This is a genomic window from Acetobacter sicerae (assembly GCF_011516765.1).
GTDB lineage: Bacteria > Pseudomonadota > Alphaproteobacteria > Acetobacterales > Acetobacteraceae > Acetobacter > Acetobacter sicerae.
Genome location: NZ_JAAABN010000001.1, coordinates 424,940 through 446,701 on the forward strand (window position 1 = coordinate 424,940; position 21,762 = coordinate 446,701).

Sequence of the window (21,762 nt, forward strand, 5' to 3'; positions counted from 1 at the left end):
ACATGGAGCGGCAAGGTTCGATTGCTGGGCTGTGACTGATTTGCGGCCCAATACACAGCTGATGGATGAGCTTTCAGAGAGCGGCATTCCCCATACTTGTCAGTCGTCCTGATCAAGCAACCGTAAATCCTTTCTGACTGCTTTCCATCACAAGAGGTCTGAAACTTTCAGTTCAGGGCCGTGCGCGCCTGTATACCTGTCTGATAACGCAGCTTTTCGGCTCATCCCGATGAAGGATGTCCCCCAAAGACTAAAACCTAAAGCACTCTCTCGTACCAACGAGGACTTTGGATAAGGCGCAGCCTACCTAGGGTCGCACCTGTTCGAAGAGCTTTGCCCAAACCCGACAAAAACTCACAATCCCAGCCTGTTAAAATAAACGAGCGACGAACGAGACCCGGCTTCGTACTTCCGTTGGAAAAACCCATAACCCCAATAAAGAAAAAGGGAGAGCGAAACCGCTCTCCCCCTTCCGGAAACAGTGTCTGAACGAGTGGATCAGAAATCCATGTCGCCCATGCCACCCATTCCGCCACCACCTGGCATCGGCGGAGCTTTCTTCTCCGGACGCTCGGCGACCATGGCTTCCGTGGTGATCAGCAGACCGGCAACCGAAGCTGCATCCTGCAGAGCCGTACGGACAACCTTCATCGGGTCGATGATACCGGCCTCGACGAGGTCCTTGTATTCACCAGCCTGCGCGTCGAAACCGAAGGTGTAGGTGCTGTTTTCCAGAACCTTGCCTGCGATGACAGCGCCGTCTTCACCCGCGTTGTGCGCGATCTGACGCAGCGGAGCCTGAAGAGCCTTGCGGATGATTTCGCCGCCGACCTTCTGGTCTTCGTTGTGGTAGTGCAGGTGGCCGAGAGCCGTGGAAGCGCGAGCCAGAGCCGTGCCGCCGCCCGGAACGATGCCTTCTTCGACAGCAGCGCGGGTTGCGTGCAGCGCATCGTCAACGCGATCCTTGCGCTCTTTCACCTCAACCTCGGTGGAACCACCGACGCGGATGACAGCAACGCCACCGGCGAGCTTCGCAAGACGCTCCTGCAGCTTCTCACGATCGTAGTCAGAGGTTGTTTCCTCGACCTGAGCGCGGATCTGGTTGCAACGACCCTTGATGTCGTCCGCGTTGCCAGCACCCTCGACGATGGTGGTGTTCTCTTTCGAGATGTGCACCTTCTTCGCCGTGCCGAGCATCGGCAGCGTAACACTCTCAAGCTTGATGCCGAGGTCTTCGCTGATGACCTGACCACCGGTGAGGATGGCGATGTCTTCCAGCATGGCCTTGCGGCGATCACCGAAGCCCGGAGCCTTCACGGCAGCGATCTTCAGACCACCACGCAGCTTGTTGACGACGAGCGTGGCCAGAGCCTCACCATCGACATCTTCCGCGATGATGACCAGCGGACGGCCGGACTGCACGACGGACTCAAGCAGCGGAAGGATCGGCTGCAGGGAAGACAGCTTCTTCTCGTGGATGAGGATGTACGGGTTGTCGAGATCAGCCGTCATCTTCTCCGCGTTGGTCACGAAGTAAGGGGAGATGTAGCCGCGATCGAACTGCATGCCCTCAACGACGTCGAGCTCGGTCTGGATGCCCTTGGCTTCCTCAACCGTGATCACGCCCTCGGAGCCGACCTTCTGCATGGCCAGCGAGATCATCTCGCCGATCTCTTTCTCGCCGTTGGCGGAAATCGTGCCGACCTGCGCCGTCTCGGACGGAGACGTCACCTTCTTGGCGTTCTTCTTCAGCTCTTCAACGACAGAGGCAACAGCCTTGTCGATGCCGCGCTTCAGGTCCATCGGGTTCATGCCTGCGGCAACGGCCTTGTGGCCTTCGCGGACAATCGCCTGAGCCAGCACGGTAGCCGTGGTGGTGCCGTCACCGGCCACGTCGTTGGTCTTCGACGCAACTTCGCGCACCATCTGGGCGCCCATGTTCTCGAACTTGTCAGCAAGCTCGATCTCTTTTGCGACCGACACACCGTCCTTGGTGATACGGGGCGCGCCGAAACTCTTGTCGAGCACGACGTTACGGCCTTTCGGGCCGAGGGTCACTTTTACGGCGTCGGCAAGAATGTCGACACCACGCAGCATGCGCTGACGCGCTTCACCGCCGAACTTTACGTCCTTGGCAGCCATTGGGAATTCTCCTTGAAAATGAAAACGAAACCTTAAAGGGGATCAGAAGCCGGTGATCAGCCGGCGATCACGCCCATGATGTCGCTTTCCTTCATGATCAGCAGCTCTTCACCACCGATCTTGACTTCGGTGCCGGACCACTTGCCGAACAGCACGCGATCACCAGCCTTCACATCCAGAGCCACGATCTGGCCCTGTTCGTTGCGTGCGCCGGGACCAACGGACACAACCTCGCCTTCCATCGGCTTTTCTTTGGCCGTGTCAGGGATGATGATGCCACCGACTGTCTTTTCTTCGCCTGTAAGACGGCGAACCACTACACGATCGTGCAGGGGACGGAATTTCGTCATTATGGATTGCTCCACATTCTGTTTGGGACGACGCCCTCGTTTCTAAAGCAACGTCGCCGCGTGCCACGCGCTCTACGCCGCGGTGCGTTAGCACTCCCACCCCGGGAGTGCCATGTATGGAGATAGGTGCGCCCATAGGGGGTGTCAAGGAGCTTCGGCACTTTTCTCCTGAGAGTGCCAGTCACAAGAATTTAAAAAGATTTTTTTAAATCTCCGCCAAGAAAATAAGGATATTTTCACCTTAAATTTGACTGTCGGAAATACCCCGTCGCTTCATGGAGAAAACCACCATTCACTCCGGCTGATGCAGGCAGGAATGTACACTTCAACGGGAATGATGGTCTCCTATTGGACAACACGACTGCCCTCTGCCTGAGCGATGACCCATGTATAGAAGGCCGATGCTTCCTTACCTGTCCGCCTATGCAGCGTCAGGACGTAGCCGTTCTCGCTTTTGACCGGCCTAGACCAGAGTTTCACCAGTTGCCCGGTCTCCAGCGCCTTATCAATCAATGGACGCCAGCCTAGCGCAACGCCTTCGTTCTGGCAGGCGGACTGCATGAGAAGCGGAAAATGACTGAATGAGCGAAACACGTTCAGTCTGCCGCTCCGCATCTGCGTGATGTCGGGCCCCATATCCCGGAACCAGTTCTCCCAGTTCAGCCACAAGGTTCCATCGCCTTTCAGATGCAGAAGATGCGCTTTCCTGATCTCTTCCAAGCTATCGAATGGCCCGTGGTGATCCAGATAAGCCTGCCCACACACGGGATAGACTTCTTCCTGAAAAAGCATTTTTCGTTGGAAAACCGTATCATCTTCCCTGATGGGGCCGGGCTCAAACAGAATCGAAACATCCGGTCGAAAATCACCTGACGCCGTCTCGGACAGGTTCCGCGTGGTGACGATCTGGACTTCCACATCGGGGCAAAGCCGTTCGAAGTCTGACAGGCGCTCCATGAGCCAGGTTGCGCCAAACCCGTAATCCGTCACAACAGCAATCTGCCTGCGTCCCGCCGCCGTAGCAGCGATCTCTCCCAGACAGTTGCGGATACGTCCGGTGCTCTCCGTCGCGGCATCGAACAGCAGTCGGCCAGCTTCCGTCAAAACCACACCACGATGTCCACGGGTGAACAGCGCATGGCCAATCACCCGCTCTATCTGCCCTATCTGCCGACTGACATTGGGCTGCGTCACGCCCAGTTCAGCGGCGGCGGCGCTGAAACTACCCAGCCTGCCAACAGCCTCCAGCAATCGAAGATGGGCGAGGACATATTCCACTACGTAAGGCGTCATAATTCAGGGTTATATCACACATAATAAACGCACTACATCACAAACAATCATATTTCGTTGTTAATAATGAAATACACCATCAGGACGTGATATTTCACGCTCCTTACGGAACCAAATCGATGCCTCACATCACTTCCAGCGCCGTTTTCCACTTCAAAACCCAAACTCACAGCCATCCATGCCACACAACAAACCACCATAAGAAAATGGAAAACACCTCCGTCATCCATATCGCGGAAGTCTGTCGATAACGCCACGCCTCGCTCTCCTCTCCCCTTCAATGCCCGAGCAATCATCGCGCATGTATTTTCCTGAAAAGGCCCGTGGCTATGGAATTCCATTTTCTTCTGAACGGTACGGTCGCAACGGCCTTTCTCGTATCAGCCAACTCCATGGCTGTCGCAGCTACCGACACCATCCATAAAACAGGCCATCAGAGCGGCGGGGGAATACCGCACGCTGCACCGCACAGACAGGCTGGCAGCCCGAAATCCGTCAAACAGAAAGACCCCGAACTGCTGACGGTCAGCGCACGACGTTCTTACGCCCGCGGCGTCACTGAAACGATTTCCTCAGAAGTGCTCGCAAGATCTGTGCCGGGCACAAATCCACAGAAAGTACTCGCAACCCGTCCGGGCGTGATGTTCCAGTCTGCTGATCCACAAGGTCTGGATACGTGGTCCGCCCAATTTTATATGCACGGCTTCCTGCAGAACCAGATCGGCATGACGCTTGATGGCATACCGCTCGGCGATCAGGAATTCCGCTCTCTCAATGGCCTGAATACGACCGCCGCCATCGCCTCTGAAAATGTCGGCCGCGTCAACATGTCGATGAGCGCAGGAGCGGAATCTGTCGCCAGCACGTCAAATCTGGGTGGTTCACTTGAATATTTTTCATCTGATCCAAATCACGAACGCCACCTGACAACAGCACAGACTTTCGGAAGCAACGCCGCCTATCACACCTTCATCCGCGTCGACAGCGGCGATCTGAACCAGATCGGATCGCGCTTCTACGTCTCCTACATGAGAAACAACACCGACAAATGGAAAGGCGGCGGCAACCAGTTCGCGCAACAGGTCAACGCGAAGTTTCTCCAGCCCATTGGGCAAGACAGCCGGATTTCAACCTTCTTCGACTGGTCCGACAAGGATCTCTACAATTATCAGGACATGTCCTTCGACATGCTGAAGAATGGTGGCTACAAACTTGATAACTTCGTCGGAACCCCCGACGGTTATGCCAAGGCCTACCGACTGGCCCAGTCCCTCAACAATCTGCCCGGCGGCGCTATTCCCGCCGGTTATTCACGGATGTCGGATCCGTGGGATGCGTCATATTACGATGCCGTCACGGCAGAACGGGATTATCTCGGCGGTCTGACTGCGGATTTCTCCCTGACACATGCCCTGCGCTGGAAAACGACCATTTATGGCCATGGGCAGTATAGACGTGGTGGCTGGACCACGCCTTATCTCTCTTCGCCCAACGGAGCGCCGCTGGCTGAGCAGATCAACGCCAGCAACACGCAGAGATACGGTTTCACATCCGCACTGATCTACACGATCGCCCACAATGATATCAGCGCCGGTGTCTGGTACGAAAACTTCCATACCCGGATTGGGCGTTACGGTATTGAGCAGCCTCTTCTCGGAGAGGGATCGCCCATAAATGCCCTCGGCACCCTGCCCGATGGCTATCAGGATTTCTGGTCACAGACCTTTAATTCCAACAGTTTTACGGCATTCGTGCAGGACACCTACCACGCGCTCGAAAATCTCGCCCTGCATTTCGGTTTCAAATCCCTGTTGCAGACAGTACGGGCAGGGCAGAACGCCAATGATGCGTCCTATACCGGGACAGACGCCATCGCCGCTGGCAGCATGACAACGGCCCGCGCCTTCCTGCCACATATCAGCGCAGACTGGCATTTCCTCCGTCATCACGAGCTCTTTTTCGATATCTCGGAAAACATGAAAGCCTACCCGGTGGCTGCCTACAAACAGGGCGCTTCACCTTTTGCTGTCACCCAGATCCAGTTCAATCAGATCCGTGGCGGTCTGAAACCGGAAACCGACTGGAACTACGCCGTGGGATACCGTTACCTCGACAAAATCCTGTCTGCATCGGTTTATGCCTATCACACGGATTTTCATAACCGACTGCAACAGACAACGTCCGGGACGATCGTCAATCCGATCTCGACGGTCGCGAATGTCGGGTCCGTAACCATGAACGGTGTGGATGCCGGTCTGACAGTCCGCCTTCTTCGTGATGTCTCTCTTTATAACAGCGTCAGTTATAATCACGCGACTTATGGTGACAACCTTGTCGAAGCCGGCGTGAGCTACGCCACCCATGGTCAGCAGATCGTCAACTATCCGCGCTTCATGTACAAAGCCAGCCTGTCCTATAGCCATGGCGGGTTCGAAGCGCATATCGACACCCAATATCTCGGCCAACGCAATTTCAGCTATGTCGGCGACATGAAAGCGCCCGGTTACTGGCTGGAAAATCTGGGCATGCGGTATAATTTCGGCAAGATGGCGCAGTACAACCGCAATCTTGAATTTGTAAAAAACATAACGCTTTCCTTCGACATCTATAATCTGGCCAACCAGAAATATATCGCGACGATGGGCGAAAACGGCAATCCGGTTTCCGGCGACTACCAGTCTTTCATGGTTGGCGCTCCACGGCAGTTTTTCGGCTCCATCAAGGCAGAATTCTGATCTCAACGACCTTCAGAACACTCATTCCGCAGGAAACAGCCATGACTCAGAATACGATTTCTTCCTCTCACCCCGTCAACGTAGCGACCGACCTGAAACTACGGCCGATCGCAGGGCGCATCGGCGCCGAAGTGCAGGAACTTGCTCTCACCCCGGACCTGAGCCCAGACACCATTCAGGTCCTCCGCGACGCATTGACGCACCACAAGGTTCTCTTCTTTCGGGACCAGCATCACGTCGACGCCACAACGCAGACAGCCTTCGGCAGGAAATGGGGTGAACCTGTCGGACATCCCACCGCGCCGGGACAGACAGGCGATCATCTGCTGGAGCTGAGCGCAGAGCATGGTGGAAAAGCCAATGTCTGGCATACTGACATGACTTTTCTGGCGGCCTATCCCGCCGTCTCCATTCTCCGCGCTGTCAATGTACCATCATTCGGCGGCGATACGGTCTGGGCCAACACAGCCGCAGCCTACGAACATCTCCCGGACCACCTCAAACAGCTGGCCGACGGACTATGGGCCGTACATTCCAACGATTACGACTATGCCGTTAATCAAACCCGCCCGGATCAGGCAATGGACGCCTATCATGCGACGTTCGCCGCCTCCGTTTATGAAGCAGAACAGCCTCTGGTGCGCCTGCACCCGCTCTCCGGAGAGAAATCCCTGATCCTTGGCGGATTTTTCAAGAAATTTTCCAACCTGTCTCTCACTGACTCACGACATCTGTTCGATATTTTCCAGACACACATCACACGTCTGGAAAATACCGTTCGCTGGCAATGGAAAAAGGGAGATGTAGTCATCTGGGACAACCAGAGCACTCAGCATTATGCGCTGGATGATTACGGTAATTATCCGCGCGTGATGCAGCGTCTCACCCTGCGTGGTGAACCAAGCCTTTCCACAGATGGCCGACACAGCCGTCAGCTTCGTCCCGCTGCGTGAAACAGACCGTGTCAGTAAACAGCAGCACGCATCCTGTTTCCGGCGTTATGCCGACAAGGACTGTCTCTATTCCCTTTTCGGTCGCGCTGGTCGTGGCTCTCGGAGCCATTACCGCAACCGCCCATCTCGGCAACAATTTCACTCCCTATCTGATCGGAGGGCTGATCGACCTGTTCGGTTTCTCACCGCTTCAGATGGGTGTGTGGAGTATGGTGGAATTGCTGGCGTACGCGGCGACGATGCTGTTCATCGCGCCGCATGTCGTCCGCCTCAGTCCCCGACGACTGGCGCTTGCGGCAGGAGCCCTGATCGGGGCGGCGCAGTTTTCCTCCTCCCTGCTGGACAGCTTTATCCCGCTTCTGGTCACGCGTGCGGCGTGTGGGCTGGGTTTCGGACTGGCGAATACGGCGCTGAACCTGACGGCGGCCCGCACGGACAGCCCCACTCGTGCGATTTCCATAGGTCTGGCTGTCCAGACGATCGTCTACACCCTGATCAATCTCGCCTTGCCTGTCGTTGGAACACACCACGGCACGCCCGGTATGTTTATCATGCTTGCAGTTCTGGCCGTGCTGTTCACCATCGCAGGTGGAAGTCTCCTGCCTGACCGACCGAACGCGCCAGCTTTTCAGACACCAATCCAATGGAACCACCTGAAAAATAACGGTCGGATTGTCCTGATAGCGATCTCCCTGTTCAGTTTCGGCAGTCTGGCGCTATGGCCTTTCATCGAACGCGCCGCCCATGAAATCGGTATATCGGCGGTCATTTACGGACGATATCAGAGCATTGCGACACTTGCCTGCGCAGTGAGCAACACTGTCTTCGGCGTTCTTGCGCCGCGTATCCCGCGCCGATGGAGCCTGCCTGTCGCGCTGCTCATCTGTGGACTGTCATGCGCCGCACTCACGCTCGTCTCCAATGAAGCAGGTTTCGCCATCGCTCTTATCGTTTTCAATGTCAGTTAGCTGATCGCCTATCCGCTCATACTCAGCGTCGCTTATCAGATCGATGCAGGTGGTCGTCTTTCCGTGCTGTGTTCGTCAGCCTGGATTGTGAACATGGCCGCAGGTTCTCTCGTCACCGGCGCGATCGCACAATGGCTGGGAAGCTATGTTCTGGTTGGTCCGCTGGGGCTCATCTCGTGCGTCGGAGCATTCCTGCTCCTTCGCCCTCTTGTTCACTCCCGTGTCGGAAGCGGGGAATAAAGCAGGCGATGCGCTTTGCCACTTATGACGGATCCGCTTGAGTGGCGGTCAAGGAGCCTGAAAGACCTATCCTTCCCCTTCATTCGGGAAGATGAAGACCTGAGACATCGACTCAACGCCTCGCCCTGCCTCCGGAATACGCGCGGTCTCTCGCTTCCGAAGCGTTTCTGGTACATCCTTCATGCGAATCGCAAACTGAAATCATGTCAGGGATCATGCACCGCGCTCTGTTTCTGGGCTTTTGTAGCCTCATTCTTTCCGGCTGTTCCTGGTTCGGGGGCTCCTCCAATCATCACCTCACTCAGCAGCAGCAGTGGGAAGCGCTCGGCTACAAGGATGGCCTCAAGTCGGTGAAGCACTGATCTCCTCTCTGCCGTCTCCCCTGACATCCCGGACAGGGCGACAGTCACCCGTCTGTGATAGATATCAATCGCTTTCCAGACGTTGTCCTGTTCTGAGAATCCTGCCGATGTGGATAAGGTCAACGGGATGACTGTTTCAGAGCCCACACACTCCCCGGTGACCGGCCTTTACGGTGCAGCGCGTCTCAAGGCGATGACGGCAGTCTGCCTCGCCGTCCTACTGGCGCAGATCGACTACGCGATCGCCAATATTGCGCTTCCCGACATCGGCGCCGACCTGCACAGTTCCGCTTCCGACACGGTCTGGGTTGTGAACGCCTATCAGCTGGCCAGCCTGTCATCGCTGTTGCCTCTGGCCGCTGCTGGCGCGTGGATCGGTTATGCACGCATGTGCATGATGGGGATTGCTCTTTTTATCATCTCCTCAGTCGGATGCGCTCTTGCGCCAAGCCTGCCAGTGCTGACCATCGCACGCGCCATACAGGGGTTTGGAGCGGCTTCCATGCTGGGCGTCGTCTCCGCCCTGATCCGCTTCATTTATCCCGTTGAGGAACTCGGAAAAGGCGTCGCCGTGAACACACTGGTCGTTGGTGTGGGCATGGCTCTTGGTCCGACCGTTGCGGGCATGATTCTGGCGGTGGCGCACTGGCCGTGGCTGTTCTGGATCAATCTGCCCATTGGCGCACTGACATTTGTGCTTGCGGCGTCCTCCCTGCCGGTCACGCCCCGTCAGAAAGAGATGCCGGACCCTATTGGAGCGGTGCTCTGCATCGTCGCAGTCACCGCGCTGGGTCTTGGCGGCAATTCCGTCGCGCATTCCGACGGCGCCATGCTCGCCTGCGCCATGCTGGTTGTCGGTGTGGCGGCAATGGGCAGCCTTATCCGCAAGGAGTCCGGAAGTCTTCAGCCCATTCTGCCCGTCGATCTTCTACGCGGCATCGGGTTCAGAATAGCCTTTATCGTCGGAATCATCGGCTATATCGGCTCGAATCTGTTCATGATTTCCATGCCCTTCACTCTCCACGATCATTATGGATGGACCGCAACCTCCACAGGGCTGCTGATGACGCCCTGGGCGTTCGGGCTGATCGTTTCCGCCTCCGTCACCCGCCGTATCGCCGATAAAATTCCGGCAGGAATCCTTTCCTCGATCGGCCTGATCTGCGCCATGATCGGCTTTCTCGCCCTGCGCTTTCTGCCAGCCTCACCCACCGCTTTCGATGTCGCCTGGCGTATCGGTGTCGCCGGTTTCGGATTTGGCGTCTTTCAGGTTCCCAACAACCGGGCGATGCTGCTGACCGCCACAGCCGGACGTGAAGGTGGAGCGAGCGGCATGGTGCAGGTCTCCCGTCAGAGCGGGCAGACCTTCGGCGGTATTGGAACAGCCCTTATCCTGCGCCTCGTCCCGGTAGGCGGCAGCCTCGTCTGTCTTGACGGAGCCGCCTTCTGCGCAGGTGTCGCGGCCCTGCTGAGCGCCTCGCGCATGGTCAGCCGTCGAAAATAACCCTTCGTTGCGGTCTGCCGGTGCTGTCTGTAAAATTCCACTTACCTCAGACGGTTGCTTCTGCCGCCCACTCAATGGATCGTTTTATAGATGACACATTCTGACACAGCAGAGGCTCCCATCAACCTGAACAGCCTGTGGAAGCAGATGGTTCAGGAATCCCAGGTCTGCTGCGATCCGCTTGTGATGGGGCTGCTTTCCACGGGCATCAAGAACCATTCCAGTTTCGCCACAGCCATGGCGGCCCTGATCGGGCGCAAGCTCGGCGATCATTATGTGAGCATCGAGCAACTGACCAGCCTCGTGCTTGAGTGCTACGGCGACACACCTGATACGATCGCCGCAGGAGCCGCCGACCTTCAGGCCATCCGTGACCGTGACCCCGCCTGCCCCGACTACGTGACGCCTTTCCTGTTCTTCAAGGGCTTCCACGCCGTCCAGTGCTATCGGGTGGCCCATTGGCTCTGGCACGGCAACCGACGTCACCTTGCGCAACATCTCCAGAGCCGGGCGTCCGAACTGTTCGCGGTCGACATTCATCCCGCCGCCTCACTGGGACGGCGCATCCTGTTCGATCACGGCACCGGCATCGTGGTAGGAGAAACATCCATCATTGAAAACGATGTCTCGTTGCTTCAGGGCGTGACACTGGGCGGCACCGGCAAGCACGCTGGCGATCGCCACCCGAGAATCCGTCGGGGTGTGCTGATCGGCGCCGGAGCCAAGGTGCTGGGAGCGATTGAAGTTGGAGAAGGCGCCAAGGTGGGAGCCGGTTCCATCGTTCTGGAAGCCGTCCCTCCCTATACTACGGTCGTGGGCAACCCTGCGCGGAAAGTGGGAACGCGCCTCAAGGAAATGCCGTCCCTGACCATGGATCAGACATTGCCTCCGATTGATTACATCATCTGATCCTCAGGGATCAGGCTGGGGAGAAAACTCCTTCCCATACCCGCATGGCCTGAGTCATTCCGGCGCAGTCATGCACCCGCAGGATCGTGTCGCACAGAGCCAGTCCAGGCAATGACGACGCGATCGTTCCCGGATCACGGGAGCCTGCTTCACTCACCCCCGCAAGTGCGCCGATCATGCGCTTTCGGGATGTGCCAAGCAGCACGCGGCAACCGAGATTGGCGAACAGAGGTAGCCTGCGAATCAGTTCGGCATTCTGTTCAGTAGTTTTTGCAAAACCAATTCCCGGATCCACGATCATACGGTCACGGGAAATGCCGACCTTTTCCGCAGCGGTCATTCTGTCGCCAAGCTCCCGCACCACATCAATCGCCACATCCCCATAGGTCGTAAGACTGCCCATCGTTTCGGGCGTGCCACGCATATGCATCAGTGCAACCGGACAGGTGCGGCTCGCCAGAAGAGGAAGCGCCTCTGGATCATGCGCAAGCGCCGTCACGTCATTGATCAGGCTGGCTCCTGCATCCAGCGCGGCCTCCATGGTTCGTGCGTTACGGGTATCAACGGAAATGCAGGCACCACGGCGCGACATTTCCAGCAGCAGCGGCCGGAGCCTTGCCCATTCTTCTTCAACTGAGACAGGTGCGGAACCGGGACGCGTGCTTTCTGCGCCGATGTCCAGAATACGCGCCCCATTACGGATCAGCTTTTCAGCATGGCCGACGGCAATGGCGGGATCCACATAGCGTCCGCCATCACTGAAACTGTCCGGTGTGACATTGAGGATACCCATCACAAGGGAACCGGACGGCAAACCCGCATCGGAAGGACGCGCCGTGATGCGGTTCAGCTCCATCTGCCAGCCGCCGGGAATGCGCTCGACAGGAAACAGGTCGGAAATCCTGTCGCCCTCAATGAGCCTTACAAGCGTGAAGGCTGTTCCGCCGCCAGCCAGAGGAAGAGCCACCCCGGTTTTGACCGCAGCGTCGGCAGCCGGTCCATGCACAAGACCGACAGGCTCGATAAGGCGCGCGGTATCCATCGGTCACTCCGTCCGGTTCAGGCTGACCTCTGTATAAATCAGGCATAAAAAAAGGCGAGGACAGAAAGCCCTCGCCTTGATGGAAGCAACCGGGGTTAGCCGGGCTGCGGAGAAGCATCCCCCAGAGAAGGCGGAGCTGTTGGCTTACCAATCACCGGCGGAACCGAGGAGCGCCGGTTTTCCGGCATCGCGTCATCGACCACAACCCGTTCGATTGGCTCACCGCGCAGGATCTGACGGATTTCCTCACCGCTCAGCGTTTCATACTCAAGCAGCGCTTCCGCCAGACGGTGCAGTTCATCGATGTGTTCGATCAGCAGTGTCCGGGCGCGGTCATAAGCGGAATCAATCAGCTTTTTGACCTCGCCATCAATGTCACGCGCCGTCTCTTCCGAGATGTTCTTGTTCTGCGTCACGGAGTGACCAAGGAACACTTCCTGACCATTATCGCCATAAGCGATCATGCCCATCTTGTCGCTCATGCCCCATTCCGTGACCATCCGGCGCGCCTGATCGGTGGCCATCTTGATGTCACCGGATGCGCCACTGGTCACGTTGTCCGGGCCAAAAATGATTTCTTCAGCGGCGCGACCACCCATGGCCAGATCCAGCTCGGCCACACATTTCGCACGGCTCTTGGAGTAGCGATCCCCTTCCGGCAGGCTCATCACCATGCCCAGAGCGCGCCCACGCGGAATGATGGTGGCCTTGTGAACCGGGTCCGTACCGTGCGTCAGAATGGAGACGAGCGCATGACCGCCTTCGTGATAGGCCGTCATCTTCTTCTCGTCGTCGCTCATCACCAGCGAGCGACGCTCTGTGCCCATGAGCACCTTGTCCTTGGCGTTCTCGAACTCCAGCATCGCGACGGTGCGCTTGCCCTGACGCGCGGCCAGTAGCGCCGCCTCGTTGACCAGGTTGGCCAGATCGGCGCCGGAGAAGCCCGGCGTGCCACGTGCGATGACTTTCGGATCAACATCGGAGGCCAGCGGCACCTTGCGCATGTGCACGCGCAGAATCTGCTCACGACCGTTCACATCCGGGTTCGGCACAACGACCTGACGGTCAAAGCGGCCCGGACGCAGCAGCGCGGGATCAAGCACGTCAGGACGGTTGGTCGCAGCGATGAGGATCACGCCCTCATTGCTCTCGAACCCGTCCATCTCGACCAGCATCTGGTTGAGGGTCTGCTCACGCTCGTCATTGCCGCCGCCGAGACCGGCGCCACGGTGGCGACCGACGGCGTCAATTTCATCGATGAAGATGATGCAGGGAGCAGCTTTCTTGCCCTGCTCGAACATGTCGCGGACACGCGACGCGCCAACACCCACGAACATTTCCACAAAATCGGAGCCGGAAATGGTGAAGAACGGAACGTTGGCTTCGCCTGCAATCGCACGCGCCAGCAGCGTCTTACCTGTGCCCGGAGGCCCGACAAGCAGAACACCCTTGGGGATCTTGCCGCCGAGACGCGTGAACTTCTGGGGATCCTTCAGAAATTCGACAATTTCCTCAAGTTCACCCTTGGCTTCCTCGATGCCGGCGACATCAGCAAAGGTCACCCGTCCCTGCTTTTCCGTCAGCATGCGTGCGCGGGACTTGCCGAAGCCCATGGCCCGACCACCGCCCGACTGCATCTGACGCATCATGAACAGCCAGACCGCACCCACCAGAAGGAACGGGAACCAGTTCAGCACGATCCGCAGGAACGGATTGCCTTCCGCCTCCAGCGGCTTTGCGACCACTTCCACGCCTTTGCCCGTCAGACGGGACACAAGGCCGGTATCCTGAGGCGCATAGGTCTCGAAGGAGGTACCGTTGGTCAGTGTGCCGGAAATATTGTGTTCCTGAATGACAACCGAGCGCACCTCGCCCTTATCGACATCACCGATGAAGTCGGAATAGGCGATCTGCTGTGCGGCATGCTGCGTCCCGGTAGGCTGGAACATGTTGAACAGGAACAACAGCAGAACAATGATGCAGACCCAGAGGGCCAGGTTACGTCCAAAATTATTGATCACGACATCCGTTCCATACTGTTCCTATACGCGTCCGTTCCTGTGGCGCTGGTCTCATGAGACCGGTTTCACGCGACGAATGCAATCCTGTTCATGCTGACATTGGGTCTTTGCACCCTGCATGAAAGTGGCCCTCAGGTTAAATATGTGTTCATCCAGCGGAAAGTTGCCGTCACGGGCGACGGCGGCGAAAAATCAAACGCCATATCTGCGAGCAGTTTCTGATCGCCAATACCCAGATGCGGCACACACAGGCGCTGTCCGTCTTTCCAGAGCGCAGGCAGTGTCGCTGTCAGCGCGGCAGGCAGACCTGCACGGTCTTTACGGGATAATCCGGCCCCTGCGGCCCCCATCGTGAGACCGGCAGGCATGCTCTTTCCGGAGTATCGGAGGACAAACCGCCTGTCCCAGCACTGATCTTCACCGGCGGGAACCGGAGGCTGCATGGCTGCCACTTCCCGTATGAGCAACCACTGATCCCGACGGTCCCCACCAGCCTTTCCCCACAGCAACCGCACACCGCCAAGAGTGCCCGGCAGCTTTTTTTCACGAAGCTTCTCTATCGCAGCCAGCGGAGGAAGATAATCGCTTCCTCCAATGCAGCGAATCAATGCAGCCAGAACGTCCGCAGATGGCAGTGTTTCCCCGAGCGCAGCCCATCCCCACGACATCAGACACTGTGTCTGCATCAGTTCATGGATGATCGCTCTCTCCTGAGAGATGCGCTCCTCGGCAGCCTTTTCGGCCCGTCGTAACAATGCCTGCTTTTCCACCGGTTCGAGCTGTTTTCTGACCCTTACCCGTTCGGCGCGTTCATTCTCATTGGAGGGATCATCACACCAGCCAAGCCCTGCCTGACGAAGCGTATTACGGAGGGTCTCCCGGGAATAACCGAGCAAAGGGCGGACAATCCGGATATCCGCACGCTCGGAGACCCACGCCATACCCGACAGACCTGCGCCGCTTCCCCGCCTCTGTCTCATCGCCACGGTCTCTGCCTGATCGTCGGCCTGATGAGCGACAAGCAGATCGACTGCTCCCGCCCGACGACAGGCATCAATAAGCACTTCATAGCGGGCGTCCCGTGCCCGCCGGGCCAGAGCCGGCCCGTAAGGGAGATTCCTGACCTTGAGCAGTTCAGCGGGTATTCCCAGTTCGGAAAGGGTTTTCAGCGCACTTGCGGCTTCATCCGCAAATTCGGGACGCAGCCCGTGGTCCACCACAAAGGCGATCAGCCGCCTGTGCCAGGACGCCGCGAGCCACGCCAGCGCGATAGAATCGCCGCCCCCAGAGACAGCCAGCGCCACTGGCGGCGCGTCGGGCACGTCCGGCAGCCATGGTCCCAGCCTGCGCATGATGGTCTGGAAATCGGCTCGCGAAACAGTAGCCAGACCGGTGAACACAGAAGAATCCCGTTCTCCCGGCAGACCGGTCATCGTGGGCTTACTCTCAGGAACACTCACCCTGTTTCGAGAAATAGGCCGTTGATTTCGCTACACGCTCCGAAGGACTCGGAAATTCTGACTTCAGTTTCGCCAGCGCCTGACAGGCTGCCTTTTTATTCCCGAGACTGAGCAGGGCTGAACTGACCCCCAGCAATGCGTAAGGCGCCTTCGCCCCTTTCGGAGAGAGTTTGTAGGCATCGTAATAGGCCACCGTGGAGTCACGGTACTGCTTCTGTCCGGCCAATGATTGTCCCAGCAGATACTGACCGTCGATTTTTACAGCGCCCTTTCCATGAGCAATCGCCGACTGGGCGCTCTGCTGCGCTGCGCTGTAATCATGCTTCAGGAGAGCAGCATTTCCCGCCTTGAGAGCAGCTTCCGGTGTCTGGGCCGCCTCGCTGCTCGACGCCGTTGCATGCGAAGTTGCAGGCTCTTCTTTTTTACTGCTCGATGAAGATGAAGCCGCGGCAGCGGTAGCGCCTCCGCCGTTTTGTGCCGCAAACTGCATGTCGCTCATCTGCTTGGAGAGAGTAGCATTCTGCTCCTTGAGCTGATTGGTCAGTTCTTCAAGCTGCCCGCGCATGTCTCGCTGCTGGGACTCCAGTGTATTCACCCGGTCGAGAAGCTGCGCGACGAGATCTCCGTTCGCTCCGCCAGACTGGCTGCCCACGGCCACAGGGGCTGGCAGCGAACCCGACGATGACGCCCCACTGCTCTGGACCTGAGACAGTTGCTGACGCAACTCCATAATCTGATCCTGAAGCGCGATACCTTCCCGGCTTGAAACCTGCGCGTGCGCCACGACCGGTCCGAAAGACAGAAACACGGCAGACGCCATCAGGCACTTCATCCGGAATGAATTTCGGAACGGGTAAGAAAATCCTGTCATGACAAGTCTTGTGCGGCTGAAGAGCCGTCTCCCTCTGGCGTTGTCCCTACCCTTCCGGCTTCTGCATATCCGTTACCGAAACACAGACGACCAGAGGCCGGTGAAGCGTCTGTCGATGCGAACGACAGACGATCATCTATCTTCTTATTTTAACATGATTTCTCATCCGACTAGCAAGCGGCGAGGAACCACATGAAGTAACCCGTCATGCGCGGCTTCTCTTCCCTGAAGAAAAAGACATTCTTTTCAGAAGGAAGAATTTCAAGACTCCCAAAAAGAAAGACCGGACAGATGCGTAAGCACCTGCCCGGTCTTTCAAACGTCACAATAAAACTGTTCCGGACAGAAATTACTGAACGGACGTGATCGCGTTACGGTTCTGAGCCCAGACGTCTTCACCTTCGCCTGTTGCTGTCGGACGATCCTTACCATAGGAAATCGTCGTCAGACGTGAGCTGGAAGAGCCCTTTGCAACAAGATAGTCGCGGGCGGCGTTTGCACGACGCTGACCCAGCGCAAGGTTGTATTCCTCGGTGCCACGGTCATCGCAGTTACCAGCAATCTGCACGGCAACCTGCGGATACTTCGCAAGCCAGTCAGCCTGCTTGTCGAGGGTCGCCTTGGCGTCGCCGGAGAGGCCGCTCTGGTTCAGCTCGAAGAAAACGCGGTCGCCCACATTTGCAACGAGATCAGCTTCGCTTCCCGGCACCGGGCCGCTTGGCTGTACAGCAGCGCCTGATCCGGTGTTAGCACCGGTGTTGGTGTGATCATTAGAGCAGCCAGCAAGAAGAGCCGCTACACCGAGCGCACCAAGAAGTTTCAGTCTCATTTGTTTGATCCTGGGATCAGTTCCCGAAACGGAACATAAGGGGGTGGGATGGATAGAAACGGACCAGTTTTACTTCTCCGACAACAGAGAACTGCTCCCAATGCAGAAGCAGTTTCCCACCGGAGGTTACCATCTCGTAAGCCACATTGCTGAAGACGCGTCAAGCATCTTCAACGTATGTCTTACTATTTTGCATATCCACCCTGCATGAAAGACACTCTCAAAAGCGTGAATACTTGCAGTGTCAGACGTTCAGCGGTGACCATGTCGGCCCAGAACCACCCTCCGGGGTCGGGATGGCCCGCTCATGAAATCCGGTAATATCAATCGTATGGATCGCAGCGCCGCCGCTCGCGCCGCCACGAGAGAAAGCCAGAACACGACCATTCGGGCAGAAGCTCGGAGACTCCACCGTATAGCCCTGCGTCATGATCCGCTCTCCTGTTCCATCAGGATTCATGACACCCAGAGAGAACTGTCCTCCTGAAATACGTGTAAAGCCGATCAGATCGCCTCGCGGTGACCAGACGGAATCGCCGTAATGACCGCTACCATAAGAAAGTCGACGTGCTGCGCCGCCACTTGCGCTCATGATGTAAAGCGCGGGTGAGCCGCCCTTGTCAGAATTGAAAACAATCTGGGAGCCGTCAGGACTAAAGCTCGGGCTGACGTTAATGGCTCCACCCGACGAAGTAATCTGGCGCTTGGCTCCGGACGCAATATTGACCGAATACAGGTCTGAGCCGCTTCCTTTCGCCACAGGAACGACAAGCGTGTTGCCGTCTGGCGAATAATGCGGCCCAAGCGGAACGCCGTTGAAATCGCCAATAATGCGCTGATGGCCGCTGGCCAGATCAAACACGTAAATCCGGGGCACAGAGGAAGCATAGGAAAGAAAGGCGATCTGGTCGCGCACCGGGCTGAACGCAGGCAGCTTGGTCTGCGTGCTGCTCAGAATACGGCAGTTTGCGCCATCCTGATCCATGACAGCCAGCCGCATGCGGGGCTGATGCACGGAACCGGAACGGGAGATGAAGCCGATGCGTGTGTCGAAATATCCCTTTTCGCCGAGCATCCGCTGATAGATCACGTCACCCATGATGTGGGCGATCCGACGCCAGTTGGCGGAATTGGTCGTATAGGCCGTTCCCTGAATCTGCTGACCCGCGAGAACATCCCATAGCCGGAATTCAACGCGGATACTGCCGCTTCCTGAAAAACCACCTGTGACCGCCGCATGTGCGCCCATCGCCTTGTAGGGCGCGAAATCAGGTGTGCCGGACATGGCGGAGCCCGGAAGAACCTTGAACAGACCCGTATTGGAGAGGTCGTTGGTCACAACCTGCGTGATCTGCTCGCCAATGCCGGGACCGAAGGACGGAATGACGATGGGAATAGGAGCCGTGCGCGCCTGATCCACCGTAATTTCAGCAGCCGGCGCATCGGCAGCAGCCCAGGCTGACAGAGGCGTTGCAGTCAGTCCGCCCACCAGTCCGGCTCCCGCCGCCAGGCCGCCACCCAGAAGAGAGCGGCGACGCATTCCGTTCGGACCAAACGCCTCAACAAGAGCTTCAGCCTCATGATCCGGGAGATAGCGGTTGGAAATCGAAACCATGGTCATGTGTCCTCTCTAATCCTGCGGCTTATGGCCGGAAGACGAATTTCAGAGTCTGGGTCTTGCCCAGCAGGTTCTTCGGGATAGGCAGTTTTGAACAGGTCGGACTGAGCACTGCCGCCCGCGCCCGCTCGGCGAGAGCGCGATAAGACGAATCACTGTTCATCTTCGCCTGCGTTTCAGGCGCAAAAGTGACAATCCTCGCCTCGCCACTTGCATCGACCGTCACCACAAGATGGGCAACGAAAGTCGCGTAGTCCTTGGCAGCGGTATCTTCCGTGTAGCAACGACGGACCTCGCCACCGATGGCGCGCTGGTCACCGGCGCTCATCTTGCCCGTGATATCCCCGCTGGGCGAACCGCCACCATCCGGCGCGCCACCCTGACGTGGATTGGCCTGCCCTTTGGGAGCATGCGTCTGCTTGGAATCAGCGCGGAAAGAATCCAGCGTCTCCAGCAGCGAATGCGTATCAGCCTCGGTTTTCTTGGCCGGGTTGGGCTGCGTGATGTGCGACGGCAGAGCCATATCCGGCAGCTTGTCAGTCGGCTGTGACATCGGCGACGGCGGTGCGACGGCAGATGATGTCACGGCCGGCGCCTGCAGGGACGGCGGAGCTGCCACCTTGGAGGGTGTCGGCTTTGCCGGAGGTGTCGGCGGCGTCTTTTCAGCATCCGGTGACGGCTCCTCCATCTTTGGCGGAATAGGTGTATCCGGCAACGGCGGCGCTTCTGTCGGCGGCGGAGGCGGCACGGGCGGCGGAGGTGGTGGCGGAGGCGGCGTTTCTTCCGGCGGCAACGGCTTTGGAGGTGTCGGCGTCTGAGGCGCGTCCACCTTTTCTGGAGCCGGAGCGGGTGCGGGCTTGGAAGAGGGCGTGGCGGATTTGGCCGGAGGGCCGGAATCGCTGCTCGCACCTTCAAACTGCACTTCTACCGGTGGCGGTTCCTTGGGTTCCTCAGGTGGCTTCTGCTCTGGAATAGCCAGCAGCAGAGCGGCGAGAATCAGGAAATGCAGCGTGCCCGAGACAATCGTCGAGCGCCGCATCAGAATGGTTTCGGAACGGCGGGGCCGAACCATGGAGTGTCAGACTCCTGACGTCATGCCGCAGTGCAGCAGATCGCGGAGAACCACTGGGGTCCGCGGCCACCGCACCGGGGCGCATGAAGGGAAAAGGGAAAGTTCTGAAACATGAAAGGCAAATCTCACTGACCAGCCGCAGCGGCCGGCTGTTGCGCCAGCAGGGCAACATGCGTGAAGCCGCCAGCCGTAATCTGGCCCATCACCTGCATGACCTTGCCATAGTCGATATGCGCGTCACCCCGCACGAAAATACGGTGCTCCTGATCGTTCTGAGCGGCGGCCTTGAGCTGGTTCACCAGTTCGTCCGCAGAGACCGGATTGTCACCGAGATAGATCGAGCCATCCGCCTTGATGGACACGGTGATCGGCTTGGTGTCCGTATTCACCGGCTTGGCATCGGTTTTTGGCAGATCCACGTTGACGCCGCTGGTCATCATCGGAGACGTGACCATGAAGATGATCAGCAGCACCAGCATGACGTCGACAAGCGGCGTGACGTTGATGTCCGACATCGGACGACCACGACGGCGTGAACCGCGACGCCCCCCCCCTCCTCCGACCGACACGCCCATGACTTACGCCCTTTCCTCGGACTGACGGGACAGAATGGCTGCGAATTCGGTGCCGAATCCCTCCAGACGGTCCTGAAACTGCATCAGGGAATTGTTGATCACATTGTAGCCGATCACGGCCGGAATGGCGGTGACAAGACCGATCGCCGTTGCGAACAGGGCTTCGGAAATACCCGGAGCGACAACGCTCAGGTTGGTGTTGTGCATCGCCGCAATCGAACTGAACGAGTGCATGATGCCCCAGACCGTGCCGAAGAGACCGATGAATGGTGCGATCGGACCGATGGTTGCGAGGAAAATCATCCAGCGCTCAAGACGATCCATCTCGCGCGTAATGGTGATGTTCATCGCCCTGTCGACGCGCTCCTGCACGCCGCCGTGAACAAGGTCCACGCCCGGAATACGGGAAGACCGCCGCCACTCACCCATGGCCGCGCCAAAAATCGCGGCCATCGGATGGGAAGGCTTGGCGCCTTCATTCTCATACAGATCGTCCAGACTGCCGCCGGACCAGAACTTGTCTTCGAATGCCGTGGCCTGCCGCTCGACACGGCGCAGGGTCACAACCTTGTCGAAAATGATGGCCCAGACCCAGATGCTGCAACCGACAAGGCCGAGCATGACCAGTTTGACAACCAACGACGCCTGTACGAACAGGCCCCACAGCGACAAATTCCCACCCGCAGCTGCGGCGAGATTTGTTGCGTCTACCGCTGCTTGATCCAAAAAACGCCTCCTGTCCTGATACGGACCTGCTTTTTCCTGCCGCGCAACCGGCTTCCGGCAAAAGCCGAAGAAGACAGTGCATATCCGACTCG

20 protein-coding genes are annotated in these 21,762 nt (G+C 57.9%); 7 read left to right on the forward strand and 13 right to left on the reverse strand.

What is annotated here, in order from left to right:
• Positions 1-498: 498 nt before the first annotated feature.
• From groL to GVI59_RS01920, 4 genes are all read right to left on the reverse strand, one after another.
• Entirely contained in the window at positions 499-2,142 is a 1,644-nt protein-coding gene (gene groL, locus GVI59_RS01905) for a chaperonin GroEL (protein WP_173572591.1), read from the reverse strand.
• Positions 2,143-2,198: 56 nt separating this feature from the next.
• On the reverse strand, positions 2,199-2,492 hold the full coding sequence (locus GVI59_RS01910) for a co-chaperone GroES (protein WP_077812914.1): 294 nt from the start codon (positions 2,490-2,492) through the stop codon (positions 2,199-2,201).
• A 345-nt stretch (positions 2,493-2,837) separates the two neighbouring features.
• On the reverse strand, positions 2,838-3,785 hold the full coding sequence (locus GVI59_RS01915; protein ID WP_194298969.1) for a LysR family transcriptional regulator: 948 nt from the start codon (positions 3,783-3,785) through the stop codon (positions 2,838-2,840).
• Positions 3,786-3,832: 47 nt separating this feature from the next.
• Entirely contained in the window at positions 3,833-4,081 is a 249-nt protein-coding gene (locus GVI59_RS01920) for a hypothetical protein (RefSeq protein WP_173572592.1), read from the reverse strand.
• Between the two features lie 33 nt (positions 4,082-4,114).
• On the opposite strand from GVI59_RS01920, the gene GVI59_RS01925 reads away from it, so the two are divergent.
• From GVI59_RS01925 to cysE, 7 genes are all read left to right on the forward strand, one after another.
• Positions 4,115-6,520 carry a TonB-dependent receptor gene (locus tag GVI59_RS01925; RefSeq protein ID WP_173572593.1) on the forward strand — a complete coding sequence of 802 codons (2,406 nt, stop codon included), beginning with the start codon at positions 4,115-4,117 and terminating at the stop codon, positions 6,518-6,520.
• 41 nt (positions 6,521-6,561) lie between these two features.
• On the forward strand, positions 6,562-7,473 hold the full coding sequence (locus GVI59_RS01930) for a TauD/TfdA dioxygenase family protein (RefSeq protein WP_173572594.1): 912 nt from the start codon (positions 6,562-6,564) through the stop codon (positions 7,471-7,473).
• Positions 7,474-7,481: 8 nt separating this feature from the next.
• Entirely contained in the window at positions 7,482-8,441 is a 960-nt protein-coding gene (locus GVI59_RS01935; protein ID WP_338422049.1) for an MFS transporter, read from the forward strand.
• A 93-nt stretch (positions 8,442-8,534) separates the two neighbouring features.
• On the forward strand, positions 8,535-8,681 hold the full coding sequence (locus GVI59_RS18940; protein ID WP_242012868.1) for a hypothetical protein: 147 nt from the start codon (positions 8,535-8,537) through the stop codon (positions 8,679-8,681).
• 215 nt (positions 8,682-8,896) lie between these two features.
• Positions 8,897-9,043: a hypothetical protein gene (locus GVI59_RS01940; protein ID WP_173572595.1), complete on the forward strand. Its 147-nt coding sequence runs from the start codon at positions 8,897-8,899 to the stop codon at positions 9,041-9,043.
• A 127-nt stretch (positions 9,044-9,170) separates the two neighbouring features.
• Positions 9,171-10,547, forward strand: a complete 1,377-nt coding sequence (locus tag GVI59_RS01945; RefSeq protein WP_173572596.1) for an MFS transporter — start codon at positions 9,171-9,173, stop codon at positions 10,545-10,547.
• Between the two features lie 90 nt (positions 10,548-10,637).
• Positions 10,638-11,456: a serine O-acetyltransferase gene (cysE, locus tag GVI59_RS01950; RefSeq protein WP_173572597.1), complete on the forward strand. Its 819-nt coding sequence runs from the start codon at positions 10,638-10,640 to the stop codon at positions 11,454-11,456.
• Positions 11,457-11,466: 10 nt separating this feature from the next.
• Here the strand turns inward: cysE and folP are convergent, their stop codons facing one another.
• From folP to tolQ, 9 genes are all read right to left on the reverse strand, one after another.
• Positions 11,467-12,498, reverse strand: a complete 1,032-nt coding sequence (gene folP / locus GVI59_RS01955; RefSeq protein WP_173572598.1) for a dihydropteroate synthase — start codon at positions 12,496-12,498, stop codon at positions 11,467-11,469.
• A gap of 95 nt (positions 12,499-12,593) precedes the next feature.
• A complete protein-coding gene (gene ftsH / locus GVI59_RS01960; RefSeq protein WP_173572745.1) occupies positions 12,594-14,516 on the reverse strand; it encodes an ATP-dependent zinc metalloprotease FtsH in 1,923 nt (640 codons plus the stop codon).
• A 134-nt stretch (positions 14,517-14,650) separates the two neighbouring features.
• On the reverse strand, positions 14,651-15,952 hold the full coding sequence (tilS, locus tag GVI59_RS01965) for a tRNA lysidine(34) synthetase TilS (protein WP_173572599.1): 1,302 nt from the start codon (positions 15,950-15,952) through the stop codon (positions 14,651-14,653).
• A gap of 13 nt (positions 15,953-15,965) precedes the next feature.
• Positions 15,966-16,811 (reverse strand): tol-pal system YbgF family protein, encoded by an 846-nt coding sequence (locus GVI59_RS01970; protein ID WP_173572746.1) that lies wholly within the window; start codon positions 16,809-16,811, stop codon positions 15,966-15,968.
• A 388-nt stretch (positions 16,812-17,199) separates the two neighbouring features.
• Positions 17,200-17,679 (reverse strand): peptidoglycan-associated lipoprotein Pal, encoded by a 480-nt coding sequence (gene pal, locus GVI59_RS01975; RefSeq protein WP_173572600.1) that lies wholly within the window; start codon positions 17,677-17,679, stop codon positions 17,200-17,202.
• Between the two features lie 244 nt (positions 17,680-17,923).
• Positions 17,924-19,294, reverse strand: a complete 1,371-nt coding sequence (gene tolB / locus GVI59_RS01980; protein ID WP_408736593.1) for a Tol-Pal system protein TolB — start codon at positions 19,292-19,294, stop codon at positions 17,924-17,926.
• A 28-nt stretch (positions 19,295-19,322) separates the two neighbouring features.
• On the reverse strand, positions 19,323-20,369 hold the full coding sequence (locus GVI59_RS01985; protein ID WP_173572601.1) for an energy transducer TonB: 1,047 nt from the start codon (positions 20,367-20,369) through the stop codon (positions 19,323-19,325).
• Between the two features lie 125 nt (positions 20,370-20,494).
• On the reverse strand, positions 20,495-20,944 hold the full coding sequence (tolR, locus tag GVI59_RS01990) for a protein TolR (protein WP_010666763.1): 450 nt from the start codon (positions 20,942-20,944) through the stop codon (positions 20,495-20,497).
• Positions 20,945-20,947: 3 nt separating this feature from the next.
• Entirely contained in the window at positions 20,948-21,670 is a 723-nt protein-coding gene (gene tolQ, locus GVI59_RS01995; protein ID WP_173572602.1) for a protein TolQ, read from the reverse strand.
• Positions 21,671-21,762 lie beyond the last annotated feature (92 nt).